Annotated in this window: 19 protein-coding genes and 2 pseudogenes; 13 read left to right on the forward strand and 8 right to left on the reverse strand. The window is 72.7% G+C overall.

Annotated elements, in window-relative coordinates:
• The first annotated feature begins 115 nt into the window (after window positions 1–115).
• The gene (locus ACH4LD_RS25240; RefSeq protein ID WP_398056466.1) at window positions 116–1,729 is read left to right on the forward strand and encodes a succinic semialdehyde dehydrogenase; all 1,614 of its coding nucleotides are present in this window, start codon (window positions 116–118) and stop codon (window positions 1,727–1,729) included.
• 73 nt (window positions 1,730–1,802) lie between these two features.
• On the forward strand, window positions 1,803–3,581 hold the full coding sequence (locus tag ACH4LD_RS25245; protein ID WP_398056465.1) for a GMC oxidoreductase: 1,779 nt from the start codon (window positions 1,803–1,805) through the stop codon (window positions 3,579–3,581).
• Between the two features lie 547 nt (window positions 3,582–4,128).
• On the opposite strand, the gene ACH4LD_RS25250 is transcribed toward ACH4LD_RS25245, so the two are convergent.
• Window positions 4,129–4,410, reverse strand: coding sequence for a chorismate mutase (locus ACH4LD_RS25250; protein WP_132786871.1), 282 nt, complete (start codon window positions 4,408–4,410; stop codon window positions 4,129–4,131).
• A gap of 279 nt (window positions 4,411–4,689) precedes the next feature.
• On the opposite strand from ACH4LD_RS25250, the gene guaA reads away from it, so the two are divergent.
• Window positions 4,690–6,270, forward strand: coding sequence for a glutamine-hydrolyzing GMP synthase (gene guaA / locus ACH4LD_RS25255; protein WP_132786869.1), 1,581 nt, complete (start codon window positions 4,690–4,692; stop codon window positions 6,268–6,270).
• Window positions 6,271–6,276: 6 nt separating this feature from the next.
• Here the strand turns inward: guaA and ACH4LD_RS25260 are convergent, their stop codons facing one another.
• Window positions 6,277–6,744, reverse strand: a complete 468-nt coding sequence (locus ACH4LD_RS25260; protein ID WP_398056464.1) for a pyridoxamine 5'-phosphate oxidase family protein — start codon at window positions 6,742–6,744, stop codon at window positions 6,277–6,279.
• Between the two features lie 134 nt (window positions 6,745–6,878).
• On the opposite strand from ACH4LD_RS25260, the gene ACH4LD_RS25265 reads away from it, so the two are divergent.
• From ACH4LD_RS25265 to ACH4LD_RS25290, 6 genes are all read left to right on the forward strand, one after another.
• Window positions 6,879–7,673 (forward strand): class II aldolase/adducin family protein, encoded by a 795-nt coding sequence (locus ACH4LD_RS25265; RefSeq protein WP_132786865.1) that lies wholly within the window; start codon window positions 6,879–6,881, stop codon window positions 7,671–7,673.
• Between the two features lie 338 nt (window positions 7,674–8,011).
• The gene (locus tag ACH4LD_RS25270; RefSeq protein WP_398056463.1) at window positions 8,012–9,292 is read left to right on the forward strand and encodes a hypothetical protein; all 1,281 of its coding nucleotides are present in this window, start codon (window positions 8,012–8,014) and stop codon (window positions 9,290–9,292) included.
• Window positions 9,293–9,482: 190 nt separating this feature from the next.
• Entirely contained in the window at window positions 9,483–12,491 is a 3,009-nt protein-coding gene (locus ACH4LD_RS25275; RefSeq protein WP_398056462.1) for a CHAT domain-containing protein, read from the forward strand.
• Between the two features lie 11 nt (window positions 12,492–12,502).
• Window positions 12,503–12,865, forward strand: coding sequence for a hypothetical protein (locus ACH4LD_RS25280; protein WP_398056461.1), 363 nt, complete (start codon window positions 12,503–12,505; stop codon window positions 12,863–12,865).
• Window positions 12,866–12,868: 3 nt separating this feature from the next.
• Complete coding sequence (locus ACH4LD_RS25285) at window positions 12,869–13,777, forward strand: hypothetical protein (RefSeq protein WP_398056460.1); 909 nt, start codon at window positions 12,869–12,871, stop codon at window positions 13,775–13,777.
• Window positions 13,778–13,929: 152 nt separating this feature from the next.
• Window positions 13,930–14,457, forward strand: a complete 528-nt coding sequence (locus ACH4LD_RS25290) for a DoxX family protein (protein ID WP_398056459.1) — start codon at window positions 13,930–13,932, stop codon at window positions 14,455–14,457.
• Here the strand turns inward: ACH4LD_RS25290 and ACH4LD_RS25295 are convergent.
• Window positions 14,448–14,663, reverse strand: a complete 216-nt coding sequence (locus tag ACH4LD_RS25295; protein ID WP_132786853.1) for a hypothetical protein — start codon at window positions 14,661–14,663, stop codon at window positions 14,448–14,450. The two genes, ACH4LD_RS25290 and ACH4LD_RS25295, sit on opposite strands and share 10 nt — an antisense overlap.
• The gene (locus ACH4LD_RS25300) at window positions 14,650–16,092 is read right to left on the reverse strand and encodes a PspC domain-containing protein (RefSeq protein ID WP_398056458.1); all 1,443 of its coding nucleotides are present in this window, start codon (window positions 16,090–16,092) and stop codon (window positions 14,650–14,652) included. The genes ACH4LD_RS25295 and ACH4LD_RS25300 overlap by 14 nt, the downstream gene beginning before the upstream one ends.
• Before the next feature lie 221 nt (window positions 16,093–16,313).
• Here ACH4LD_RS25300 and ACH4LD_RS25305 point away from each other — a divergent pair, with 221 nt between their 5' ends.
• Both ACH4LD_RS25305 and ACH4LD_RS25310 read left to right on the forward strand, forming a co-directional pair.
• Window positions 16,314–17,603 (forward strand): PspC domain-containing protein, encoded by a 1,290-nt coding sequence (locus ACH4LD_RS25305; protein WP_398056457.1) that lies wholly within the window; start codon window positions 16,314–16,316, stop codon window positions 17,601–17,603.
• A complete protein-coding gene (locus tag ACH4LD_RS25310; protein ID WP_132786849.1) occupies window positions 17,600–18,340 on the forward strand; it encodes a response regulator transcription factor in 741 nt (246 codons plus the stop codon). Before ACH4LD_RS25305 ends, ACH4LD_RS25310 begins: the two co-directional genes overlap by 4 nt.
• A gap of 40 nt (window positions 18,341–18,380) precedes the next feature.
• Here the strand turns inward: ACH4LD_RS25310 and ACH4LD_RS25315 are convergent, their stop codons facing one another.
• Window positions 18,381–19,445 carry an NlpC/P60 family protein gene (locus ACH4LD_RS25315; protein WP_398056604.1) on the reverse strand — a complete coding sequence of 355 codons (1,065 nt, stop codon included), beginning with the start codon at window positions 19,443–19,445 and terminating at the stop codon, window positions 18,381–18,383.
• Between the two features lie 632 nt (window positions 19,446–20,077).
• On the opposite strand from ACH4LD_RS25315, the gene ACH4LD_RS25320 reads away from it, so the two are divergent.
• The gene (locus ACH4LD_RS25320) at window positions 20,078–20,431 is read left to right on the forward strand and encodes a hypothetical protein (protein ID WP_014674457.1); all 354 of its coding nucleotides are present in this window, start codon (window positions 20,078–20,080) and stop codon (window positions 20,429–20,431) included.
• A gap of 39 nt (window positions 20,432–20,470) precedes the next feature.
• Here the strand turns inward: ACH4LD_RS25320 and ACH4LD_RS25325 are convergent.
• Window positions 20,471–20,833, reverse strand: a pseudogene (locus ACH4LD_RS25325) (C40 family peptidase); the annotation flags it as partial.
• A gap of 1,023 nt (window positions 20,834–21,856) precedes the next feature.
• Window positions 21,857–22,099, reverse strand: a pseudogene (locus tag ACH4LD_RS25330) (glycoside hydrolase); the annotation flags it as partial.
• A 480-nt stretch (window positions 22,100–22,579) separates the two neighbouring features.
• On the opposite strand from ACH4LD_RS25330, the gene pcrA reads away from it, so the two are divergent.
• Window positions 22,580–25,096 carry a DNA helicase PcrA gene (pcrA, locus tag ACH4LD_RS25335; protein WP_398056456.1) on the forward strand — a complete coding sequence of 839 codons (2,517 nt, stop codon included), beginning with the start codon at window positions 22,580–22,582 and terminating at the stop codon, window positions 25,094–25,096.
• Window positions 25,097–25,136: 40 nt separating this feature from the next.
• On the opposite strand, the gene ACH4LD_RS25340 is transcribed toward pcrA, so the two are convergent.
• The gene (locus tag ACH4LD_RS25340; RefSeq protein WP_398056455.1) at window positions 25,137–26,669 is read right to left on the reverse strand and encodes a peptidoglycan DD-metalloendopeptidase family protein; all 1,533 of its coding nucleotides are present in this window, start codon (window positions 26,667–26,669) and stop codon (window positions 25,137–25,139) included.
• Between the last annotated feature and the right edge of the window lie 144 nt (window positions 26,670–26,813).

Here is a 26,813-nt window from a genome sequence, read left to right on the forward strand (position 1 = left end):
CAACGCCCTGATCAGCGCATTCACTGCCAGTGATCACTGGCAGTGTGTGAGCACTCGGTGAATCCGCGTTACCGACGGGTACACAAAGCCTCCGCCGCGGCATACCCTGCGCGTCATGACGGACACGCAGGCCCCGGACATCGCCGGTACCAACCCGCTCGCGCCCGCGCCCGAGGGCGCCCGCACCGCAGCCGACGTGGTCACCCCGGAGTTGGTGGCCCAGCTCACGAAGGGCGTCGTCGGCTCAGGCCGCACCGCCAACCACACCCCGTTCACCGGCGAGAAACTGGCCGACCTGCCCGAGTCCACCCCGCAGGACGTCGCCGAGGCCTTCGACGCGGCCCGCGCCGCCCAGGCCGTGTGGGCGAGGGTCCCGGTCCGGCAGCGGGCCGCCGTCCTGCTCCGCTTCCACGACCTGGTGCTGGAGCGGCAGGCCGAGGTCCTCGACCTGATCCAACTGGAGACCGGCAAGGCCCGCCTGCACGCGCACGAGGAGGTGCAGGCCGTCGCCGTCGCGGCCCGCCACTACGGCCGCCGGGCCGCCGCGTACCTGAAGCCCAAGCGGCACGCGGGCGCCATGCCGACGCTGACCAAGGTCATCGAACTGCGCCACCCGCGCGGGGTGGTGGGCCAGATCGCCCCCTGGAACTACCCGCTGGAGCTGTCCGTCGGCGACGCCCTGCCCGCCTTCGCCGCCGGCAACGCCGTCGTGATGAAGCCGGACACGGAGACCTGCCTCACCGCGCTGTGGGCCCGTGACCTGCTGATCGAGGCCGGGCTGCCGGAGGGCGTCTTCCAGGTGGTCCTCGGCGAGGGCCCGGTCGTCGGCCCGGAGCTGGTCAAGCACGCCGACTACGTCTCCTTCACCGGCTCCACCCGCACCGGCCGCGAGGTCGCCGTCGGCGCCGCCTCCCGCCTGGTCGGCGTCTCCCTCGAACTCGGCGGCAAGAACGCCATGCTGGTGCTGGAGGACGCCGACATCGAGAAGGCCGCCGCCGGAGCCGTCCGCGCCTGCTTCTCCTCCGCCGGCCAGCTGTGCATCTCCATCGAGCGGCTCTACGTCCACGAGTCGGTCGCCGACGCCTTCCTGGAGCGGTTCGCCGCCCGCACCAGGGCCATGCGGCTCGGCAACTCCCTCGCCTACGGCGCCGACATGGGCTCGCTGGTCGGCGAACGCCAGCTGGAGACCGTGCGGCGGCACGTCGAGGAGGCCGTCGCCAAGGGCGCGAAGGTGATCGCCGGCGGGGTGGCCCGCCCCGACGTCGGCCCCTACTTCTTCGAACCCACCATCCTCGACGGTGTCGAGACCTCCATGGCCGTCTGCGAGGAGGAGACCTTCGGCCCGGTCGTCTCGGTCTACCGGTTCAAGAGCGACGACGAGGCCGTCGAACGCGCCAACGCCACGCCGTACGGCCTGAACGCCTCCGTGTGGACGACCGACGCGCGCCGCGGCCGGGACGTCGCCGCCCGCCTGCGCACCGGCACGGTCAACGTCAACGAGGGCTACGCCCCCGCCTACGGCAGCGTCCAGTCCCCGATGGGCGGCATGAAGGACTCCGGCCTGGGCCGCCGCCACGGCTCCGAGGGCATCCTCAAGTACACGGAGGCCCAGACCGTCGCCCAGCAGCGGCTGCTGCCGATGGCGCCCTCGCTGGGGATGGACGACGAGTCCTACGCCCGCTTCATGAGCACGAGCCTGAAGCTGATGAAGGCATTCCGCTTCCGCTGACCCACCCGGGGCGCGGGGAACCGCGCGACCAGCCACGGACGACCCCGCAGCCGCAACTCAACGAGGAGTACACGTGCCGCATGACGCCTACGACTACGACGTCCTGATCGTCGGCTCCGGCTTCGGCGGCTCGGTGTCCGCCCTCCGGCTCACCGAGAAGGGGTACAAGGTCGGGGTGCTGGAAGCCGGACGCCGCTTCACCCGCGCCACGCTGCCCAGGAACTCCTGGGACCTGAAGAACTACCTCTGGGCCCCGAAGCTCGGCATGTTCGGCATCCAGCGCATCCATCTGCTGGGCAATGTGATGGTGCTGGCCGGCGCGGGCGTCGGCGGCGGTTCCCTCAACTACGCCAACACCCTCTACGTGCCGCCGAAGCCCTTCTTCGAGGACCCCCAGTGGCGGCACATCACCGACTGGCAGGAGGAGCTGAAGCCGTACTACGACCAGGCCCAGCGCATGCTCGGCGTGCGGCTCAACCCCACCATGACCCCCTCCGACGTCCACCTCAAGGCGGCGGCCGAGCGGATGGGCGTCGGCGACACCTTCCACCTCGCCCCGGTGGGCGTGTTCTTCGGCGACGGCAAGGACGCCGACGGCAGGGCGAAGGCCCGGCCCGGGGAGCAGGTGAACGACCCGTACTTCGGCGGGGCCGGCCCCGACCGTAAGGCCTGCACCGAGTGCGGCGAGTGCATGACCGGCTGCCGGCACGGCGCGAAGAACACCCTCAACGAGAACTACCTGTACCTCGCCGAGAAGGCGGGCGCGGTCGTGCACCCCATGACGACGGTCGTGTCCGTCACGGACGACTCGCGCGGCGGCTACGCGGTGGCGACCCTGCCGACGGACCGGAAGAAGAAGGGCGAGGGCCGGCTCTTCACCGCCCGCAAGGTGGTCCTCGCGGCCGGCACCTACGGCACCCAGACCCTGCTGCACCGCATGAAGGCCGGCGGCCAGCTGCCGTACCTGTCCGCCCGGCTCGGCGACCTGACCCGCACCAACTCGGAGGCCCTGGTCGGCGCGCAGACCGACAACCGCCGCTACCGCAGGGCCACCGGCGCTCCACGGGCCGACTTCACGCAGGGCGTCGCCATCACGTCCTCGATCCACCCCGACGAGAACACCCACATCGAACCGGTGCGGTACGGCAAGGGCTCCAACTCGATGGGCGGCCTGTCCATCCTCCAGGTGCCGTACGCCGAGGGCTCCTCGCGCGTCCTGGCCTGGCTGGCGAACGCGGCCCGGCACCCGCTGCTGGTCGCCCGCTCCCTGTCCAACCGGCGCTGGTCGGAGCGGACCATCATCGGCCTGGTCATGCAGTCCCTGGACAACTCGCTGACCACGTACCTGAAGCCCGGCGGCGTCGGCAGGGGCCTGCTCACCGCGCGGCAGGGGCACGGCGCGCCGAACCCGAAGCAGATCAGGGCCGCGACCGAGGCCGCCTCCGCGCTCGCCGCCGAGATCAACGGCTTCGCCGGCAGCAACGTGGGCGAGCTGATGGGCACCCCGCTCACCGCCCACTTCCTCGGCGGCTGCCCCATCGGCGACTCCCCGGAGACGGGCGTCATCGACCCGTACCACCGGCTCCACGGCCACCCCGGCATCTCGGTCGTGGACGGCGCCGCGGTCTCGGCGAACCTGGGAGTGAACCCCTCGCTGACGATCACCGCGCAGGCCGAGCGGGCGATGTCGTTCTGGCCGAACAAGGGTGAGGAGGACCACCGGCCGGCGCCCGGAGCGGCGTACGAGCGGCTGAAGCCGGTGGAACCGCAGTCCCCGGCGGTCCCGGCAGACGCGTTCGGCGCGCTGCGGCTGCCGTTCCTGGGGATGCCGGCGGTACCGCCGAAGAAGTGACCGGAACGGCGAAGAGGGACCTGCATCCCCCTCCGAAGGCAGGTCCCTCTCAGCGTTTTCTTGATCCGGCAGGTTTGATCAGCGAAAAGCGTGAAGGGTTGCGCAGGAGAACCGGGATTTGTGTGTGACCTGAGTCACATCATGAGGTGTGGGCATGACGAAGGGCCCCGCGGGACGGAGAGGCCGCGGGGCCCTTCTTCCAGTCAGCACCGGCGTCAGGGCGGCGCCGGTGCCAGGGAGCGGCGCCGGGGGGTTGCGCCGCTGGTTCCTGTGCCCTGTGGACCGTCTGCGGTTGTCGGTGTTCCGCCGGCCGGCCCCGGGCGTCCCCGGAGCCGGCCGTTCTCTTGGGTGACCGGGCTGCTGTCCCCTGCCGTCCGGTCACTTCCTGGAGCGAGGTCCCACGGCGCACGGCACGACCCGTACGCCTCATCGCTCCAGCGAGCCACGCGTGGTTCTTTCGGGCCCGCCCCTGGCTGGCACGGACACCCCCTCAACGAAGCGGTGCGCGGGCCGGTCACGCGCCGTACGGGTGAGAGCGGGACCGAACTCAGATACGACCCCGGCTCAGCTCCAGCAGGGTCATGGCGAGGGCGGTGCCCGGCTTGCCGAGCGCGTCCCGGTAGCGGCCGAGGATCTCCATCTCGCGGGACAGGTGCACCCGCCGTCCGCCGGAGGCGATACGGGTCTGCTGGACGACGGCGGAGACGGCCATCCGTTCCTGGACGAGCCCGATGATCCGGTCGTCGAGCGCGTCGATGCGGTCACGGGCATCGGCGATGATCGCCTCAGGCGTGGCGTCCTGTGCGGTGTCCGGTGCGGTGGTGGTCATGTCGGGGCTCCTCGCTGGGATGAGCGCCCCCGAACGACACGGCCCGGAGAAACGACAGGCGCCCCGGGCCTTGTCGGCCCGGGGCGCCTGGGAAGTCGCTTGGCGTCAGCTCAAGCAGCACGACCATGGCAGCCGGCGGGCCGGATGCCATAGGTAAAGACGAAGGTCGAGTGCTCGCGCATGTGGCCAGTATGCCACGGCGGCTTCCCTCGGAGCTCCCCCGGCCACCCCGTTAGAATCGGAAGCACAGACCCCCGCCCGACCACCAGAAGGCACCCCGTGTCATCAGCGACCCAGTCTGCCGCCACCCCCGACACCGTCCTGGTCGTCGACTTCGGCGCGCAGTACGCCCAGCTCATCGCCCGACGCGTCCGCGAGGCGCGGGTCTACAGCGAGATCGTGCCGAGCACCATGCCGGTCGCCGAGATGCTCGCCAAGAACCCCGCGGCGATCATTCTCTCCGGCGGCCCCTCGTCCGTGTACGAGGAGGGCGCCCCCACCCTCGACCGTGAGATCTTCGAGGCCGGCGTCCCCGTCTTCGGCATGTGCTACGGCTTCCAGCTCATGGCGCAGGCCCTCGGCGGCACGGTCGACAACACCGGCGCCCGCGAGTACGGCCGTACGGACCTGCACGTCGCCAAGAACTCCTCCACCCTCTTCGAGGGCACCCCGGCCGAGCAGCACGTGTGGATGTCGCACGGCGACGCCTGCTCCGCCGCCCCCGAGGGCTTCGCGGTCACCGCCTCCACGGACGTCGTCCCGGTCGCCGCGTTCGAGAACGACGACAAGAGGCTCTACGGCGTCCAGTACCACCCCGAGGTCATGCACTCCACGCACGGCCAGCAGGTGCTGGAGCACTTCCTGTACCGCGGTGCCGGCCTGGAGCCGAACTGGACCACCGGCAACGTGATCGAGGAGCAGGTCGAGGCCATCCGCGAGCTGGTCGGCGACAAGCGCGCGATCTGCGGCCTGTCCGGCGGTGTGGACTCCGCCGTCGCCGCCGCCCTCGTCCAGAAGGCCATCGGCTCCCAGCTGACCTGTGTGTACGTCGACCACGGCCTGATGCGCAAGGGCGAGACCGAGCAGGTCGAGAAGGACTTCGTCGCGGCCACCGGCGTCCAGCTGAAGGTCGTCGACGCCGAGGAGCGCTTCCTCAAGGCGCTCGCCGGGGTCAGCGACCCCGAGGAGAAGCGGAAGATCATCGGCCGCGAGTTCATCCGCGTCTTCGAGCAGGCGCAGGCCGAGATCATCGCCGACGAGGGCCCGGCCGTGGAGTTCCTGGTCCAGGGCACCCTCTACCCGGACGTGGTGGAGTCCGGCGGCGGCACCGGCACCGCGAACATCAAGTCGCACCACAACGTCGGCGGCCTGCCCGAGGACCTTGAGTTCAAGCTGATCGAGCCGCTGCGCAAGCTGTTCAAGGACGAGGTCCGCATGGTCGGCCAGGAGCTGGGCCTGCCGGCGGAGATCGTCCAGCGCCAGCCCTTCCCGGGACCGGGCCTCGGCATCCGCATCGTCGGCGAGGTCACCAAGGAGCGCCTCGACCTGCTGCGCGAGGCCGACGCCATCGCCCGCGAGGAGCTGACCGCGGCCGGCCTGGACCGTGACATCTGGCAGTGCCCGGTGGTCCTGCTCGCCGACGTCCGCAGCGTGGGCGTCCAGGGCGACGGCCGCACCTACGGCCACCCGATCGTCCTGCGCCCGGTCTCCTCCGAGGACGCGATGACGGCCGACTGGTCGCGTCTGCCGTACGACGTGCTGGCGAAGATCTCCACCCGCATCACCAACGAGGTCCGTGACGTCAACCGGGTCGTCCTCGACGTGACGAGCAAGCCGCCGGGCACCATCGAGTGGGAGTAGTCCTCCCTAGGTCCGCTTGAGAGCGCGCACCGGCTCTCCGGGCTTCCAGACCTGGGTGACCAGATACGTGTCGTCCTCGACGTAGGTCCGTACGACCTCCGTCAGCTCGGTGCGGAAGAGGTGGAACGGCTGCGGCGGTTCCACCTCTTTCACGTACGCGGCCCTGGCCCCGCCGTCCTCCACCTCGTACGCCCGCCCGCCGATCCGGACGTCGCCGCCGCCCATGTCCGTCCCCGCGCCCGGGTTGGCCTGGAGGGCGAACCGCGGGTCGCGGCGCAGGTCGAGGGCCTTCACCGAGCCCGGCATCATGCCGAGCCACAGCTCCCCGCCCAGGAAACGGACCTCGATCCCACAGGTGCGGGGCGAGCCGTCCTTGCGGAGGGTCGCGAGGACATGGTGCCGGTGGGCGCCGAAGCGCTCCTCGGCGGTCTTGGCCAGATCGGGTACGGCGGTGCTGAAGGCTGCCCAGTTCATGCGCGCCAGTCTCACCGGCAATCCCGACATCTCCTGTCCGGTATGCGCGGCATCTTCACAGCACGGCTCTGCCCTTTCGCGCCCGTCGGCGGTACCTTCCGGCCCGTACCGCCCATCCCCGTACGGGAGGATCCATGCAAGGGCCCACGCCGCCCCTGCCGCTGCCCACCGACCGGCTGCGGTTCGCCATGCCGCCGATGCACGACTCGGCCGAGGACGAACGCCGGCACCGCAAGGAGCGGCTCGCGGGCGCCCTGCGGATCTTCGGGCGGGCGGGTTTCGAGGACGGGGTGTCGGGACACATCACGGCCCGGGACCCGGAGTTCACCGACTGCTTCTGGGTCAACCCCTTCGGGATGCCGTTCAAGCACGTCACCGTCGGCGACCTCGTCCTCGTCAACCAGGACGGGCAGGTCGTCGAGGGCCGCTACCACGTCAACCAGGCCGCGTTCACCGTGCACGCCCAGGTGCACGCCGCCCGCCCCGACGTCGTCGCCGTCGCCCACTGCCACTCCGTGCACGGCCGCGCCCTCGCCGCCCTCGGGGACCTCATCGACCCCATCACCCAGGAGAGCTGCGCCTTCTACGAGGACCTCGCCCTGTACGACGCCTACACCGGCGTCACCGTGGACGCCCAGGAGGGCCGCCGGATCGCCACCGCGCTCGGCTCCCGCAAGGCCCTGGTGCTGCGCAACCACGGGCTGCTCACCGTCGGCGACTCGGTGGACGCGGCGGCCTGGTGGTTCCTCTCCCTGGACCGGTCCTGCCAGGTGCAGCTGCTGGCCAAGGCCGCGGGCCGCCCGGTGCTCATCGACCACAAGCTCGCCGTCGCCACCCGCGAACAGCTCGGCGGCGACCTCGTGGCCTGGATCAACTACCAGCCCCTGTGGCAGGACATCAGCCGCAGCGAACCGGATCTGCTCGGCTGACGTGCTGGTCCTGTTCAGCCGGTGTGCCGGTGTTGGTCGGCCGGCGTGCCGGTGTTGCTCGGCCGGTGTGCCGGTCTTACCCGAGGTACCGGTCCTGGTCAGCCGAGGTACCGGTCCTGCTCAGCCGGCGTGCCGGAGGGGTGCGGTTCGTGGCTGCTCCGTTCGCCGGGTCAACACGGCGGTACCGGCTTCACCCCCGGTGACCCGGCCCCGGCGCGCCGCAGGGCCCGGCGTAGGGCACAATTCGCTGTCATCACAGGGGAGTTGCCCGGCCGTCGTACCCGATCAAGGGTGCCGGCGGCCGGATCGGCAGGTCGCGGGGAAGGCGGGCGTCGGGCGTGGCGGTGCAGGAGGCGAGGGGGCACACGGATGCCGACGGCGTCCACGAGGGCGGCTGCACCTGCGGGGACTGTCCGCACGGCGCCCGCGAGGGACACCGGCGGGCCGTCGCCGCGTTCCTGCGCCGGCGCGACGAGTTCGCCGCCGGCCGGGGACTGCCGGCGGCCGTGGCCCACTCGGCCTCCGCGTCCCGCCAGTGGGTCTCCGAGGAACTGACCGAGCGGGCCGAGGCCGTCGCCGAACAGAGCCGGGCCGAGGGCGCGGCCCGGCTCGCCCGGCTGTGGCTGCGGACGGTCTACGCGGTGTGGGGAGCGGTCACCGCGCTGCTGCTGGCCGAGGCGCTCACCGCGATCGGTGCGGGCTGGACCGGCGCCCGCACCGCGGCCCTGCTCGCCGCACTCGTCGTCGCCGCCGCGCTCACCACCGCCTGCTTCTTCCACCGGGCGCGCGGCGGAGCGCTCGCACCGGTGATCGGCGAGGACAACCGCGTCTCCACCTCCCGTACCGTCGCCGCCTGCTGGGTCCTGTTCGTCGCGTACGCCGTCCTGCTGCTCGCCGCCCGTCTGGCCGCCGCCTCCGACCACGCCGGCCGCGACGCGCTGCTCTCCGGCCTCGACCTGGCACGCGGCGCGGGTGTGGTGACCGTCCTCGCCGTGGTGTGCGGCGTCGCCGTCCTGGTGCGCCGGGTGGTGGGCCTGCGCATCCTCGCCCAGCGGCTGCAGAAGGTGCCCGCCCACCGTCCGCGCGCCGCCGACCTGCTCACCGACGACTCCGGCCGGGGCGCCTTCACCGACATCCAGTACGTCGCCATCAGCGCCGTCGCCCTGCTGTTCGCCGCCGTACGACTGGCCCGCCGCCCCGACCAACTGCCCGACCTGCCCTGGGGCCTGGGCGTGATCGTGCTGATCTCGGCCGCGACCTACCTGGCCGGCAAGTACGCCGAGGGGGGCCGGCCGGTGATCCTCTCGGTGGTCCGCGCCCGCGAACCCGGCGACCTCGACGGCCCGATCCGCACCGGCGACGACATCGAGATCCGCGGCAGCGGCTTCGTCCCGCCCGGCGCCCAGAGCGCCGACCGGCTCTCGCGGATGGTCGTCCGCATCGGCGCGGTCGACGTCCACGTCCCCCTGGTCCCGGTCACGGGCGGCTTCCGCAACCCCACCGACAGCGTGCTGACCGTGCCCGTGCCGGCCGAGGTGGAGCCCGGCGCGGTGGAGGTGCAGGTGGTGACCGCGGCCGGGGTGGCGACCAACCGGTGCGTCGTCCAGGTGACGGAGTGAACGGGTGACGGAGTGAACGACCCGTCCCAAGACGGGTTTTCATGATTTTGCCCGACTCCTGCCGTGATCCTCGTTACAGTTGCCGCCAACCGCAGCCGACGACGCGGACGCGGTGGGGGGTACGGGGATGCGGGAACTGAGCGCACGAATACGCGCTGTCGTGCACGCGGCGATGTCAGAACCGGACGCCATGAGGCTGTGGTCGTTCGTCCGGCCGGAAGAGGTGCTGTCGTCGGAGACCCACCGCAACATCGCGATGCACGTCTACGACCACCGCGACCGGCTCACCCCGGCGCACGCCGTCGCGGACCCGGACGTCCTCGACGCCGTGTACCTGGCGGGCACCTACTACCTGGAACGCCTGCAGCATCTGCCCGAAGGGGAGAGCTGGGACCATCACGCGTACACCTTCCTCCTGCGGATCGTGCACGCGGTGCGGCCGGCCTTCGTACCGCAGCCGCTGCGCGACGGGTTCGCCGAGTGGCCACCCGAGGACGTGCCGCCGTACGAGACCGTGCACGCCGTGGGCAGGGCGCTGCTCACCGCCGGCACCGCCGAGAAGGACCCGGAAGCGGTCACGATCGCCGGGGCGCTCCTCGGGCACGCCTCGGAAGAAGCCCGCGGCGGGGAGTCCGGGCCGCACATCGCCTACGGCTTCGCCCTGTCCCTCCTCGCGATGGCCGACCTCGGCGTCGGACCGGAGGACGCGCGAGCGCGCGGGATCGACCTCATGCGCCTCGCCCTCGCCGAACTGCCCGCCGACGACCAGTACCGTGACGCGATGCTGGCTGGTTTCGCGTCGGCGCTGGCCAAGGCACCGCCGCAGACGCCGGACGAGGGCAGCCCCGCGGCCGAGGTGACCGCGTACATGCGGGACGGCGGCCCGGAACGCCTCGACGCGGCCATCGACCTGCTGCGCAGCATGCTGGCCACGTCCGCGACCGGGGAACCGGACCGCAGCCTGCGCCGCGCCGAACTGGGGCAGGTGCTGCGGATGCGGTTCGAGACGACGGGCGAACTGACGGACCTCGACGCCTCGGTCACCGAGCTGCGGACCGCGCTCGCCGGTGAGGCCCTGGACCCCGAGAGCCGGGCGTCGGTCGCCTCCTTCCTGGGGCTCGCGTACCTCGACCGGTACGTCCACACCCTGGAGCCGGCCGACCTGGAGGCGGCCATGAGCGCCGTCCGGGACGGCTGCGACCCCGCCGTGGCCGCGTCCCCGGCCCACCCCCAGCGGCTGACCAACCTGGCCGCCGTCCTCACCGCGCGGTTCGACCGGTACGAGCGTGAGGCCGACCTCGACGAGGCCGTCGAGCACCTGACCTTCGCCGTGACCGCCACACCGCCGGCCCAGCACGACCACCCGGTCATGGCGGTCAAGCTGGCCGTCGCGCTGCGCAGACGCGGCACACACCTTCGAAGGCCCGCGGACCTGCGCCGGGCCGAGACGATCCTGCGCCGGATCGCGGACGGCTCCCCGGGCACCGGCCCCACGCGGCAGCTCGCGCGGATGGAGCTGGCGGACCTGCTGGCGGAGCGGGGCAGGCTCCTCGGCGAGGAGCGGGACATCGCCGACGCCATCGACCAGTACCGCGCCACCGCCCTCGCGCCCGCCGAGGACATCCGCACCCGCCTGCGCTGCGCCTACGGCTGGGGCGTCCACGCGGTGACGCTGGGCGCCCTGGACCTCGCCCGCGAGGGCTTCCGCGTGGCGCTGACCGAGCTGCTGCCCAAGCTGACCGGTCCGGCGCTCGGCCGCGAGTCGCAGGAGACCCGGCTGCGCGAGGTGTCCCCGCTGGCCACCGTCGCCGCGACCGCCTCCGTCATGGCCGAGCGCCCCCAGGAAGCACTCGTCCGGCTGGAACAGGGGCGCGGTGTCCTGCTGGCCCAGGCCCTGCGGCTGCGCGGCCGGCACGACGACCTCGCCGCCGCCTCACCCGAACTCGCCCGCCGCTTCGAACGGGTCTGTGCCGAGCTGGTCGCGCCGCAGCGCGGCCCCGAGGAACGCAAGGCGGCAGCGGCCGAGTACGACCAGGTGGTCAGGGACATCCGCACCCTGGAGAAGTGGGAGGACTTCCAGCAGCCGCTCGGCTGGGAACGGTTGAGCGAGGCCGCGGCGGACGGACCCGTGGCCGTGATCAACGTGTCCCCGTGGGGCTGCTTCGTGCTGCTCCTGACCCACCCGCCCGGCGGACCCGGCCGCGTGGACATGCTGCCGCTCGACGTCACCGACGACGACATCGACCGACGCGCCGACGTCTTCCGCACCGCCGTGACCCGGCTCCGCGAGGCCACGGGCCGCGAGCGCCTGCGGGCGGACAAGGAGCTGAAGGACACGCTGCGCTGGCTCGGGGCCCACATCGTGCGTCCCGTCCTCGCCCATCTCGGCCTGGCCGGACCGGCGGACCCCGGCACGCCCCCGCCGCGGCTGTGGTGGTGCCCGACCGGGGTGCTGTCCCTCCTCCCGCTGCACGCCGCCGTGCTGGAGGACGGCCCCGACGGGCCCGTCCACACCCACGACCGGGTCGTCTCCTCCTTCACCCCGACGCTGGGCGCCCTGCTGCACGCCCGCTCCCTGCCGGCCACCGGCGAGCACCCCGGCTCCCTCCTGGCCGTGGCCGTGGACGCCGGCGGCGCGCATCCCCCGCTGGCCGCCCTGGACGACGAACTGGCCGTCATCGACGAACTGGCCGTCTTCGGCGGACTGCCGGGCCGCCGGGACGTGCTGCGCGGCACCGAGGCCACCCCCCGGGCGGTGCTGGCCGCGCTGCGCGGACACACCCACGCCCACCTCGCCTGCCACGGCGTACGGGACCCCGGGGACCCCGCGCGCAGCCGGCTGCTCCTGCACGGCGGGGAACTCACCCTGCGCGATCTGGCGGGGGAGCGGCTGACGGACGCCCGGTTCGCCTACCTCTCCGCCTGCCACAGCGCCGCACCCGGCGAGGAACTGGCTGACGAGGTCATCTCGGTGGCCTCCGCCTTCCAGCTCTGCGGCTACCGGCAGGTGATCGGAAGCCTGTGGACCGTCGACGACCGGATGGGCCCCCTGCTCGCCGGAGAGGTGTACCGCCACCTCGCCGCCCCCGGCCCCCCGCCCGCCGCCGTCGCCCTGCACCGGGCCATCGGTGTGCTGCGAGGACACCCCCGCTACCGCGATCCGCTGTTCTGGGGCTCGGTCATTCACCACGGACTGTGAGGAGGTGCCCGGTGGACGACGAACGCAGACTCCGCGCCGACTTCTGCGCGGCGCTCGAATGGCTGCCCGAGGAGCAGGAAGCAGCCGCACTGCGCGCCGCCGTGCGGTCCGTCCTCGACGGCACCGCCACGGTACGGCAGGCGATCACCGCCCTGGGCGTGCCGGAGCACGTCCTGACCGGCCCGGAGAGCGGTCGCGGATGGGAACCGGGTGACTCCCTCCTCCCCGGTGCCGTGCCCCGTGCCGGCGGTGAGGTCTACCGCTGCCCCGAAGGCTGGTGCGGTCTGAACGAGCCCCGGCGGCCGAGCGGCACCATCCCGGCCGGCGGGCGCTGCTGGCTGCACGACAGACCGCTGCGCGTCGTGGAGGCATGACCGGTGGCCCCGGTCCTCGACGGACTCGGCGAGAAGCTGGCCGAGAAGTGGCTGACCGCGCTGGCGGCCCCCGGCCTGCTGTTCGTGGGAGCCACCGCCACCGCCGCCGTCCTCGGCCACACCCACGCACTCGACTGGTCCCTGCTCCGGCGGCGGGTCGGCCACTGGGCGACGACAGCGGGGCACTGGCCCACCAGTGAACAACTCGTCTCCGCGGCGGCCCTCATCCTCGCCGCCGTGGCCGTCGGCACGCTGGTACGGACGTGCGGCGACGGCGCCGTACGGATCTGGACGGGAGACTGGCCCGGCCCGCTCCGCCTGCCGGCCCGCCGGCTGACCGCCCGCCGTGCACGGCACTGGGACGATCTCCAGAAGGACATCGACCGGCTGCGCGCCCCCCGTCCGGCCCGCGGCCGGACAGCGGGCGTCCGCCAGGAGATCGACGCGTTGACCGTCCGCCGTGACCGCGTCGCCCTCGCGCGGCCGACGCGCCCCACGTACACCGGCGACCGGCTCGCGGCCACCGTCGTCCGCGTGGACACCCAGTACGGCATCGACCTCGCCGCCTGCTGGCCCCGGCTGTGGATGGTGCTGCCGGAGGAGGTGCGGACCGAGCTGCGCACCGTCCGGACCCGCTTCGACACCGCCGTCATGGGCTCCGTCTGGGCTGCCTGCTATGCCGTGCTCGGGTGCTTCTGGTGGCCGGCCGCCGTGGCTGCCGTCGTGACGGGGCTCCTGGCGCGGCAGCGGGTGCCGCAGGCCGCGGCGGCACTCGCCGAGCACGTGGAGTCCGCGGTCGACGTCCACCTGCGACGCCTGGCGGAGGAGATCGGGCTCACCGGACTGACCGACGGACCGCCCGACCGCCGCCTGGGTCTCGCTCTGAACCGCATCGCCCGCAAGGCCACGTGAGACCGGTGGAGACCCGTACGAAGCCCGGCCCCGCCGTTCACGTCGACGCCCGAAATCCGGAAAATAGTCCAGGAAAGGATTGAACGGGCTCCCTTCGTCATACGTATGGTCACGTGAGGGGTGCTTCGGCGGGCGAGAGGCGGCTGGCAGCGATGACTCACGGGATGCGGACAGACATGCACACCACCCGGCTGGACGGCCACCGCACCTGGCGGGAGACCGCCGGCCACTACGCGCTGCTGCCACTGCGCGTCTTCCTGGGCGTCACCTTCGTCTACGCCGGTCTGGACAAGCTCACCGACAGCGCGTTCCTGAAGTCCGGCGGCACCGGCTCCATCGGCGACACCATGCGCGCGGCCCGCGACTCCGCCGCCATCCCGGCCCTGGTCGACCTCGCCTTGAAGAGCCCGGTCGGCTTCGGCTACGCCATGGCCCTCGGTGAACTGGCCGTCGGCATCGGCGTCCTGCTCGGACTGTTCGGCCGACTGGCCGCACTCGGCGGCGCGCTGATCTCCCTCAGCCTCTGGCTGACGGTGAGCTGGGCGACCACCCCCTACTACTACGGCAACGACCTCGCCTACCTGATGGCCTGGCTCCCCCTGATCCTGGCCGGCACCCCCTACCTCTCCGTCGACGCCGTCTGGCGGGCCCGGCGCCGCATGACCGGCGGCTACCGCTGACCGCCCTCGGCGCCGCCCCGTCTGCGTATCCCCCGGGCCAGCGCCGCCGCGGCGCCGGCCAGGCAGAGCCCGCCCACGACCAGCGGGACGACCGCGAACCACGGTGTCTCCCACAGACCGCCCGCGTCTCCCGCGAAGGCCACCCCGGTGGCCGTCAGGAAGAGCCCGGCGACCAGCTTCCCGGGCTGGAACTCATGACGCAGCACGGCTGACCTCCACCTGTCCCACTCCGACGCCGAGCGTCAGATCCAGCGTGCCGCCCTTCCCGGCACCCTTGGCAGGCGCCAGCGTCACCTCCTCGTGTCTGCCGGGCCGCACGTCCACGTCCTTTCCGCTGTCCCCGGGCAGCCGGATGTCGCCCACCCCCACATCGATGCTCAGCCGCACCGCCGCGTCCGCCGGCACGATCACCTTCAGCTGTCCCGCGCCCACCCGGGCGTCCGTCGCGACCGTCTGCCCCTTGGCCGGGTGCACCCCGGTCAGGTCCAAGGTGCCCCGCCCGGTGCCGAGGTCGTACCCGGACCGCACCTGGGCCGCAGCGACCGGCTTCCACGACGTCTCCCGCCAGTCGGTGGTGATGTCCCGGGGCAGCGCCGCCGCCCCCGCGAGCAGCCCCGCCGTGACCAGCGCCAGGAACACCGTGCCGGCCCCGGTGCGGCCCAGGAACGCGCTGAGCGTGATGCCGAGCCCGAACACCGCGAGCGCGCACGCCAGTCCGGTCTGCAGGCTGGTGCCCAGCGGGTGCGTGTCCCAGCCGAGCCCCGTGCCCAGGCCGCCCGCCAGCAGGGCGAGCAGGAACACCCAGCCGCCGATCCAGCGTGGGCCGCGCGGTCTCGGGGGCACGGCGGCCGGCGTCCGTATCGCCCCGGGATGCGTCCAGGGGTTGGGTACGCCGACGTCCACGACCGAGGTCAGGTCCCGCTCGCGGGCGTCGCCGGGCCCCCACAGATATCCGGTGCCCCCGACATGGGTGCCGTCCTTGACGATCGGGTCCCGCCACCAGGAGGGGTAGGTGGTGACGACCGGCGGCGCCTGGGCCTCCGGCGGGGCGTCGGCCGCGGCCTGCGCGGCCAGGGGGTCGGGATCGGGGGCGCCACGGCGCCGCGACCAGTACCCCGCGCCGGCGAGCAGCAGCGAGAGCACCGTGGCGAACGCCAGCACCCCGCCGTTCCTCAGCATCGTCAGGAAGATTCCGCAGCCGACCAGGGCGAACAGCACGGCGGCCAGCGCCTGGCCGTCCACCCGGCCCGTGAAGAGCTTGCGCAGCTCGTTCTCCTCCTCGTCCTCGTACGGAACCAGGAGCCAGGCGAAGCCGTAGAAGATGAGGCCCAGACCGCCGGTCGCGGACAGCACGGCCAGCGTGATCCGGAAGATGACGGGGTCCATGTCGGTCTGCCGGCCGAGTCCCGCGCACACGCCCGCGATCACCTTGTGCCGGCGGTCGCGCCGGAACCGGTCGGGCACCTCGGTGCCCTCCTTCCGCTCCGGCTCGTGCGTGGGGGAGTGGGGGCCGGGCCCGGCCGCTCCCGTCTCGTCCGTCGCGGCGGGCGCGGCATCCGTCGGCCCGGTGCCCGGGGCCGGGCGCGGGCCGGGGCCGGGTCCCGGACCCGTCGCGGCGTGCTCGTGATCCGTCATGCGTCCATGGTGACGGCCCGGCCGCCGCGACGGCAGTCGGGACGACCCTGGGCCAACCCTGAAATCGGCCCTGAGACGGGGCGGGGAAGCGTTCGACCGGCACCGACCACCGCGCGACGCCTGCCGAACCGGCCACCCGGACCGCCCCCGACGGAAGATCAGGGGCGTCTCGGGGGCCGACCCTGATGCTCCGTCCCGCGGCTCGTGTGACCATCGTTGGCATGCCGGAAGCCGCAAGCCTGCCATTCGACGACCCGCGGCCGCCGCGCAAGCTCTACCGCAGCAGCGACGGACGCTGGCTCGGCGGAGTGGCGCGGGGCCTCGCCGGGCATCTCGGGCTGCCCGTCGTGTGGGTGCGGCTCGTCTTCGTCGGCCTGTTCATGGCCGACGGACTCGGAGCGCTGCTGTACGCCGCGTTCTGGTTCTTCGTGCCGCTCGGCATCGGCGGCGTCGGCGACCAGAAGCCGTCGCTGGTGGGCACGGAGACCTCGCCGGACGGCCGCCGCAGACTGGTGGCCCGCAAGCCGGACCGCGGACAGATCGTCGCGCTGCTCCTCATGGTCATCGTGTCCGTGGTCTTCGTGGGCAGCGTGAACCTCGGCAGCGCCACCAAGGCGTATCTGGTGCCCGCCGTGCTCGTCGCCGCCGGTGTCGCCCTGGTCTGGCGGCAGGCGGACAACGCCCGCCGGGCCCGCTGGGCCGAGGCCGGCCGCCGGCGCCGCACCCTCACCCTGCTCCGCGCGGCCGGCGGCGTCCTGCTCGTCACGGCCGGTGTCTCCGCCATCTTCGTCCTACAGGGCTCGACCGCCCACCTCGGCGCCGTCCTACAGGCCGCGCTCGCCGTCCTCGTGGGTATCACCCTGCTCGCCGGCCCCTACCTGGTCCGCATGACCCAGGACCTCTCCGAGGAGCGCCTGATGCGCATCCGCGCCCAGGAACGCGCCGAGGTCGCCGCCCATGTCCACGACTCGGTGCTGCACACCCTCACCCTGATCCAGCGCAACGCCGACAACGCGGGCGAGGTGCGCCGCCTCGCCCGCGCCCAGGAGCGCGACCTGCGCACCTGGCTGTACAAGCCGGAGGGCACCGGCAAGGACGAGGCCGACGAACCGGACACGGTCGCCGAGGCGGTGCGCCGCAACGCCGCCGAGGTGGAGGACAAGCACGGCGTACCCATCGAGGTCGTGATCGTCGGAGACTGCCCGCTCGACGAGAGGACCGCTGCGCAGATGCAGGCCGCGCGCGAGGCGATGGTGAACGCCGCCAAGTACGGTGGCGAGGGCGGCGCCGTGCAGGTCTACGCCGAAGTCGAGGGAAGAACGGTCTTCGTGTCCGTGCGGGACCGCGGCCCCGGCTTCGACCTCGACGCGATACCCGCCGACCGGATGGGTGTCAGAGAATCGATCATCGGCCGCATGGAGCGCAACGGCGGCACGGCCCGGCTGCGGGCGGTGCCGGGCGGCGGCACCGAGGTCGAGCTGGAGATGGAGAGGGCGGAGAAGACGTCATGAGCGACGCGACCGAGGCGAACGGCACGGCGGGAGCGGCGGAGCCGGCCGAGGCCGGCCGGACCGGCGGCGCGGGCGGGCGGCACGTACGGGTGGTGCTGGTGGACGACCACCGGATGTTCCGTACCGGCGTCCAGGCCGAGATCGGCCAGACCGCCGAGACCGGGGTCGAGGTGGTCGGCGAGGCCGCGGACGTCGACCAGGCCGTCGCGGTCATCACCGCCACCCGGCCCGAGGTGGTCCTGCTCGACGTCCACCTGCCGGGCGGCGGCGGGGTCGAAGTGCTGCGCAGGTGCGCCGCGTTGATGGGAGACGCCGAGCAGCCGGTCCGCTTCCTCGCGCTCTCCGTGTCGGACGCGGCGGAGGACGTGATCGGGGTGATCCGCGGCGGCGCCCGCGGCTATGTCACCAAGACCATCACCGGCACCGACCTGGTCGACTCGATCTTCCGCGTCCAGGAGGGCGACGCCGTCTTCTCGCCCCGGCTGGCCGGCTTCGTCCTGGACGCCTTCGCCTCCACCGACGCCCCGCCGGTGGACGAGGACCTGGACCGCCTCACCCAGCGGGAACGCGAGGTGCTGCGCCTGATCGCCCGGGGCTACGCCTACAAGGAGATCGCCAAGCAGCTCTTCATCTCGGTGAAGACGGTCGAGTCCCACGTCTCGGCGGTCCTGCGCAAGCTCCAGCTGTCCAACCGGCACGAACTGACCCGCTGGGCGACCGCACGCCGACTGGTCTGACCCCTGCGGTCCCGCCCTGGGGCCGCCCCGGAGCCGACCCTCATTCCACCCTGGTCGCCCCCGCGAACGGCATCTGGTCGATCGGGGCGAGACGGACCGGCGCCGAGGGGTTGGGGGCGTGGATCATCCGGCCGTTGCCCACGTAGATGCCGACGTGACTGATCCCGGAGTAGAAGAACACCAGGTCCCCCGGCTGGAGTTCGGAGCGGGAGACCCGCCGGCCCGCGCCGATCTGGGCGTAGGTGGTGCGCGGCAGGGAGATGCCGGCCGAGCGGTAGGCGGCCTGGACCAGGCCCGAGCAGTCGAAGGCGTTCGGGCCGGTGGCCCCCCACACATAGGGGCTGCCGAGCTTGCTGTAGGCGTAGGCGACGGCCGCCGCCGCGCGGGCGGTCGGGGCGGCGGTGGACCCGGGCCGCTCCAGCGGCTGCCGCGCGTCGGCGGCCGACCGGGAGACGCGGGTGCCCGTGCCGCCGGCACCGGTGACCTCGGCCCGCTGCGGCGGAGTCAGCCGGGCCAGCAGCCGCCGGGCCTCGTCCAGCTTGCCGGTCACCGTCCTCTTCTGCCGGCGCAGCTCCGCCTGCCGTGACCGCAGCGACCTCACCTCGACGCGCGCGGCGCCGCGCAACCGCTCGATCTCCCACAGCTGTTGACGCACCCGGGAGACAGCGGCGGCCTGCCGGTCACCGGCCCGCTCCGCGAACGCGGCGCCGTCCAGATACCGGTCGGGGTCGCTGGAGAGGGCCAGTTGCCAGGCAGGGTCGATGCCACCGTCCCGGTACTGCGCCGCGGCGATCGAACCCAGCTCCTCCCGGGCCGAGTTGAGCCTCGTCTGCTTGCGGGCGGTCTGGTCCTGGAGCGTGCTCAGCCGTCGTTGGCCGGCGTCCGCCTCCTCCTTCGCCGCGTTGTACTTCTCGGTGGCAGCCTCGGCCTCCCGGTACAGCGTCTCCACCTTGGCCTTCACCTGCGCCGGTGTCAGCTGTGGTTCGGCGTGCCCGGTCCCGTCGAACGCGGTCGCGGTGGCCGCGCCCGCCAGGGCGAGAGTGGCCGCCGTCCGGGCCGTAGGGCCGCTGAGCGGGCGTTGCGGGCGCTTGCGGTGCGCTGCCACCTGGACCGTCACGTCCTTTCGTACGACTCGCACGACCGAGCGGTCGGTACGCCCCGCGGCGGCCCGCACAGGGGAGCGGGCCGCCGCCGGGCCTTTCTCGGCGGTGGTGGCCGACGGCCGCCCCTGGTCCGGGCGGCGGTGGGGAGCCGGTCACCTGGGGGAGGACGCTAGGCCGGGCGGTGACGAGTAGGTAACGCGGTGTCCGGAACTGGTTCGGACGGACCGGGAGGTGACCGTATGTGACCGTGCGGACAGGCTGGAGTCGTCGTCTTTACGGAGCGTGCTGATCGAAGAGCGGAAATGGGGGCTGGCGGGAGTTGTGAGGTGCTATGGGGCGCATATATGCGAGATCACGTCGGCCGGGCTGTCGGACTGCCGGGTTCGTGGGCGGGCGGGGTGACGGAGGGTCGCTGCGGGTGGTGACGGAGGGTCGTTGGGTCTCGGGAGGTGGGTTGAGGGGGCGGTGACCGATGGGTGGCGGGCCTGGTGGAAGGGAGCGGGAGATGGACCGGTGGCCTGGTGGGGGATGAGTCGGAGGGCTCGGTGAAGGGTGGGTCGGGAGGCCCCGTGGAGAGTGGGTCTGAGGGCCCGGTGAAAGGTGGGGCAAGAGGGGCTGGTTAGGCTCCGGCTCCATGGACGTACTCATCCATCTCTTCGTCGGCCTGCACATCATCGGCATCGCCGCGCTGCTCGGCGGTTTCCTCACCCAGATGAAGGCGATGGGCCAGGGCACGGCCCGGTTCGTGCCCGGGATGCTGCACGGCGCGCTGACCATGCTGGTCACCGGCGTGGCCCTGGTCGGCCTCAACCAGGCCGACGACCACCACGTCAACAACATCAAGATCGGTGTGAAGCTCGCCCTGCTGATCGTGATCCTCGGCCTGGTCTACGTGAAGCGCGACGAGGAGCGGATCGACAAGGGCCTCTTCGGGCTGGTCGGCCTGCTGACCACGGCCAACATCTTCATCGCCGTCCTGTGGACCTGATCGCCGTCCTCAGGCCCTGAGCCTCGGGGCGGCTCGGGGTCAGCCCGGCCGCACCACGCTGTGCACGGCCGCCCCGATGCCGGAGACCGGTTCCTCGCGGACGTACGCACCCGGCCTGGGCGCGTGGATCATCATGCCGTCACCTGTGCAGAGTCCGACGTGGCCGGCGTCGTCGTGGAAGAAGACGAGGTCGCCGGGGCCGGCTTCAGCCGGTGCGACCGGGGTGCCGGCGTCGGCCTGCTCGCGCGCGGTGCGCGGGAGGGTCACCCCGGCGGACTTCCAGGCGGCCTGGGTGAGCCCCGCGCAGTCGTAGGAGCCCGGGCCTGCGGCGCCCCACACACAAGGCTTCCCGACCTGGGCCCGGGCGAAGGCGATGGCCTTCCTGGCCTTGGTCGCGTAGGTGCCGGATGGTGTGCCGGCGGGCGGTGTGGCGGCGGCCGGGACCGGGGCGCCGGCGGGCGTGGCGGCGGAAGACGCGGTCGTGGGAGGTGCGGTCGCGAAAGCCGTGGTGGTGGGCGACACGGTGCCGGGCGACACGGTGCTGGACGGTACGGCGGTGGAAGGCGCAGCCGTAGAAGCCGTTGCGATGGAGGGCGTGGCGATGGAAAGCGCGGCAGTGGTCTGCGCCGTCCGCTGGGACAGCAGCACGCGCGCGTGGGCGAGTTTCTTCTGCACGGTCGCCTTGGCCGCCTTCGGACCCCTCGCGACCACCTCCGCCTGACGGTCCGCGGGCGGAGCGGGGATGGTGTCCGGCGCGGGCAGGGCGGCGGCCGTGTCCAGGGGGGACGGGGCCGCGACCGTGCCCGGAGCGGGTGCGACGGCACCGGTGTCCTGGACGGGCGCGGGAACGGCCGTATCCCCTGCGGGGCGGGCCATGGCGGTCTCTCCGGCGGGCGACATCATGGCCGCGTCCCGGACGCCGATCGCGCCGCGCTGGCCAGGGTTCGTGCCGCGCTGGGCCGGGATCGCGGCCCGCTGTCCGGTCAGGCCCCGGTGCTGAGCGCGGCGGGCGACCTCGTCCCGGAGCCGCTGGAGGCTGTCAGCGGGTCGTCGTGAGACCGCGGCCGACTCGACCCGCTCGTCTCCCTCGGCCCCCTTGGACCACCCGGCCCGCGCAGCCCGACCGACGCCTCCCCGTCCGGCCCACCCGGCACCTCGTCCGGCCTGCCCGGTTTCCGGGCCGCCGCTTCCGGCCTCCCGTTCGGCTCGCCCAGCTGCCCATTCGGCTTGCCACCCCTCGCGGTAGGCCCGCCTGGCACTCGGGTCGGCACCTCCGGCCCCCCGGTCGGCACCTCCGGCCCCCCGGTCGACCAGCGCAGCGTCCCGGTCGGCACCGCCGTCGACCAGCGCAGCGCCCCGATGACCTCCCCCGGCGCCCCGATCGCCTCGCCCGGCCCCCCGACCGCCCCGGCCGCCCCGGCCCCCGTCCCTTCCCGCCGCCGGCGCCTCCGCCGCCGATTCGGCTCGGCGGTAGAAGTCGTCGATCTTGCGTTCGATCTCCTCCTGGCTCGGTCGGCCGGGGGCGGGCGAGGGGGTGGCCTCGGCCGTCTGGGAGAGCACGGCCACGGAGGTGAGGGCGGCGGTGGCGAGAGCGGGGGCGGCGAGAGCGGGGGTGCGGGCGCCCGCTCCCTGGGGTCCGCCGGGGCGCGGCTTGCGGTGCGACGCCAAGGGAGGCGACTCCTTCCGTACTGCCGCCTACCGGGGTCAGCGGTGGGGGTACCCAGGCCGTCCCTCGTAGGGAGGGTTCGGGCGGGCGCTCGGAAGGGTTGCCCTACGGCGTCGTCCCGGGCGGGAGTCGGCCGATTCACCCCAGGATCGGTGGGTCCCCGGCTCCGGGCACCGTGCGGGGCGCGCCGGATTCGGCGGAGGCCGCGCGGCCCGGCGACGTTCGCCGGAGGGGGGTCGTACGGCCTGACGGAAACCTAGCCAACTCGTGTGTCTTCTGTGAAGGTTGGTGCGCGGTTTGTCCGATACATTTCCGTGACCTTTTCCCGGTGTATGCAGAGGTTCACGTCCGTGTGACCAGGTGCTTCCGAGGCGTGAGCAGGCCGTCCGTCTGGCCGGCGCGAAGATCAACTCACGTCCGGAGCCGCCATGTTCCGGGGACCGGGACCGGTTGTCGGTGGGGCGCCCTAGACTCGTAGAGCGATGAGCAGCCTCTTTGACGACAGCTTCCTGGCGGACCTCCAGAGCCCTCGCGGGCACGAGGAGGAACCTCCGCCGCCGCCCGAGGACGATCATGCTCCGGAGCCGCTTCCGGACGATCTGTTCGGCGGGAAGTTCGACGTGCCACCGGACCGATGGGGGTCCCCCCGTTCGAGCGAAGCCGAGAGCGGGGGAGGCTACTACCGCGACGGCGCCCCGCGCCCCGTCCTGGACGCGGCGGCGCTGCTGGAGGGGCTGAACGAGAACCAGCGCGCCGCGGTCGTGCACGCGGGCTCCCCGCTGCTCATCGTCGCCGGTGCCGGCTCCGGCAAGACCCGCGTGCTGACCCACCGCATCGCCCACCTGCTCGCCGAGCGGAACGTCCACCCGGGCCAGATCCTCGCGATCACCTTCACCAACAAGGCCGCGGGCGAGATGAAGGAGCGCGTCGAGCAGCTCGTCGGCCCGCGCGCGAACGCGATGTGGGTGATGACCTTCCACAGCGCGTGTGTGCGCATCCTCCGGCGCGAGAGCAAGAAGCTCGGCTTCACCTCGTCGTTCTCGATCTACGACGCCGCCGACAGCAAGCGCCTGATGGCCCTGGTCTGCCGCGACCTGGAGCTCGACCCCAAGCGCTTCCCGCCGAAGTCCTTCAGCGCGAAGATCAGCAACCTGAAGAACGAGCTGATCGACGAGGAGGACTTCGCCGCCCAGGCCGCCGACGGCTTCGAGAAGACCCTGGCGCAGGCCTACGCCCTGTACCAGTCGCGGCTGCGCGAGGCGAACGCACTGGACTTCGACGACCTGATCATGACGACGGTCAACCTGCTGCGCGCCTTCCCGGACGTCGCCGAGCACTACCGCCGCCGCTTCCGGCACGTCCTGGTGGACGAGTACCAGGACACCAACCACGCCCAGTACGCGCTCGTGCGGGAACTCGTCGGCACCGGGGATCACGACGAGGACACCCCGCCCGGCGAGTACGACGTCCCGCCCGCCGAACTCTGCGTCGTGGGCGACGCGGACCAGTCGATCTACGCCTTCCGGGGTGCGACGATCCGCAACATCCTCCAGTTCGAGGAGGACTACCCGAACGCGACGACGATCCTGCTGGAGCAGAACTACCGCTCCACGCAGACCATCCTGTCCGCCGCCAACGCGGTCATCGAGCGCAACGAGTCCCGCCGCCCGAAGAACCTGTGGACCAACGCCGGTCACGGCGCCCGGATCGTCGGATACGTCGCCGACACCGAGCACGACGAGGCCCAGTTCGTCGCCGAGGAGATAGACCGCCTGGTCGACGCGGGCCACGCGCGCGCGGGAGACGTCGCCGTCTTTTACCGCACCAACGCCCAGTCCCGTGTCTTCGAAGAGATCTTCATCCGCGTCGGCCTGCCCTACAAGGTCGTCGGCGGAGTCCGCTTCTACGAGCGCAAGGAGGTCCGGGACGTCCTCGCCTACCTGCGCGTCCTCGCCAACCCCGAGGACTCGGTGCCGCTGCGCCGCATCCTCAACGTGCCCAAGCGGGGCATCGGCGAGCGCGCTGAGGCCATGGTCGACGCCCTCGCCCAGCGCGAGAAGATCAGTTTCCCGCAGGCCCTGAAGCGCGTGGACGAGGCGTACGGCATGGCCGCGCGCTCCACCAACGCGGTCAAGCGGTTCAACACGCTGATGGAGGACCTGCGGACGATCGTCGAGTCCGGTGCCGGACCGGCCACCGTGCTGGAGGCCGTCCTCGAACGCACCGGTTACCTGGCCGAGCTGCAGGCCTCCACCGACCCGCAGGACGAGACCCGGATCGAGAACCTCCAGGAACTCGCGGCCGTGGCCCTGGAGTTCGAACAGGAGCGGGGCGAGGGCGAGCAGGGGACCCTGGCCGACTTCCTGGAGCAGGTCGCCCTGGTCGCCGACTCCGACCAGATCCCGGACGAGGAGGACGGCGACGGCGTCATCACACTGATGACCCTGCACACCGCCAAGGGCCTGGAGTTCCCGGTCGTGTTCCTGACCGGGATGGAGGACGGCGTCTTCCCGCACATGCGCGCCCTCGGCGAGACCAAGGAGCTGGAGGAGGAGCGGCGCCTGGCGTACGTCGGCATCACGCGCGCGCGGGAGCGGCTGTACCTCACGCGGTCGGCGATGCGCAGCGCCTGGGGCCAGCCGTCGTACAACCCGCCCTCCCGCTTCCTGGAGGAGATCCCGCCCGCCCATGTCGAGTGGAAGCGGACCGGGGCGGCGGCGCCCATGGCCTCCGGGCCGGCGTCCGGGATCGCCGCCTCGCTGTCCTCGACCCGTTCGCGCTCCTCGGCGTCGGGCGCGTCCGGGTTCGCGACGCGGCGCACGGCGGAGAAGCCGGTGGTCGCGCTGGCCGTCGGGGACCGGGTGACCCACGACCAGTTCGGGCTCGGCACGGTCGTCGCCGTGAAGGGGACGGGCGCGAACGCGGAGGCGACGATCGACTTCGGGGACACCAAGCCGAAGCGGCTGCTGCTGCGGTACGCGCCGGTGGAGAAGCTGTAGCGGACCGAAAGGGCCCCGCTGACGTGCGGGGCCCCGGGGTCTACGTGGGGTTCAGCCCGTGGCTGCGCAGCCACGGCAGCGGGTCTATGGCCGCCCCGCCCGCCGGCCGTACCTCGAAATGCAGGTGGGGGCCGGTGGAGTTGCCGGAGTTACCGGAGTGGCCGATCGGCTGGCCGGCCTTGACAGTCGTACCGGAGGCGACGCTGTAGCTGGAGAGGTGGCAGTACCAGGTCTCCGTGCCGTCCTTCGCCGTCACGATCATCATGTTGCCGTAGGCGCTGTTCCACTTGGTGGTGACGGTGCCGTCGGTGGCGGCCATCACCGTGGTGCCGTAGGAGACCGGGAAGTCGATGCCGGTGTGCACCGACATCCAGTTGATGCCCGCCTGGCCGAAGTAGGCGCTGAGTCCGTGCTGCGTGACCGGCAGCGCGAACTTGGGCCGCAGCCGCTCCTTGAGCGCGGCCTCCGCGGCCGCCTTCTTCTTCTCCAGCTCCTGCTGCGCCTTGAGGTCGATCCGCTCCTGGGTACGGCTCGCCCGGTCGGCGAAGTCGTCGGCGCCCGCGGAGAGCGTCTTGAGCTGGCTGTCCAGCTTGCTGTTGGCGACGGACGGCTTGACCGGCTGCGCGTCCGAGGCGGTGGTGGCGGTGTCCTTGGAGTCGTCGGTCAGCGCGCCGACCGAGGCGGCGGCGATCCCGGCCACACCCATCACACAGGCCGACGGCACGGCGATGGTCAGCAGCGCGGAGCGTTTGGCGGGCGTGCGGCGGCGGGAGCGCGCCCCGCCGCGCGAGGCCGCGCGGGTCGTCGGCGCCGGGACGACCTCTTCCTGGTCGTCCAGCAGGCCGGTCACGGCGGGCAGTTCGCCGGTGGAGTCCGACTCGCCCTCGGCGGCGGGCTGTTCACCGAAGTCGGTGTCCTCGTACGGCACCTGCTCGAAGGCCGCGGTCGCCTGCGGATCGCCCGCCTGCTCGAACGCGGACTGCTGGTCGCCGACCGCCTCGAAGGTCGCGGTGGCCTGCTGATCGAACGGTTCGCCACCCGGCTGGGACTGCGCCGGCACGCTCTGTCCCGCGGAGTTCCACTGCGTGGCGTCGTAGGCGCCCGTGTCGAAGGTCTGGGTGCCCCAGTCCCACTGCTGGGTGGGGTCGGCGCCGCCGGACGAGTCGGGCTGCGACCAGGCGGTGGCGTCCCACTGGCCGCTGACGTCGTTGCCGGTGGCCTGCGCCGGGACGGTCCAGGCGGTGCTGTCGTAGACGCCGGAGTCGTAGGCGGCGTAGTTCTGTGCCGCGTACGGGTCGTAGCCCGGGGTCTGGGTGGTGCCGGTCTGCCAGTGCGTGGTGTCGTACGCGCCGGTGGTCTGCTCGCTGCCCGGGAGGCTGCCGAAGAGCGGGTCGCTGTGGAAGGCCGTGGTGCTTCCGGAGCCACCGGCAAAACCGGTGGCGTCGTAACCGCCGTACGTGGTGAGGTCGTCGTAGGGGGCTTCCTGTGCCCCGTACGGCACGTAGTGCGCGGTGGAGGCGTCGGAAGCCGCGGCCGGGGTGGTCATGGTCCCCGACGGGTGACGGTCGTTCACCAACTTCTCTTTCGCCTCGACAACAGGGGCTGCCAGAGCAGTGCGGCGACTGTACCCGGCGGTACCTGGGCGCGACAATCTTCGGCCTGTTTCGCGTGGGCCGGAAACGGGCATTCGGCCGTGTTTCGGGGCTCCAGGACCTGT

This window comes from Streptomyces sp. NPDC017676, assembly GCF_044329325.1.
GTDB lineage: Bacteria > Actinomycetota > Actinomycetes > Streptomycetales > Streptomycetaceae > Streptomyces.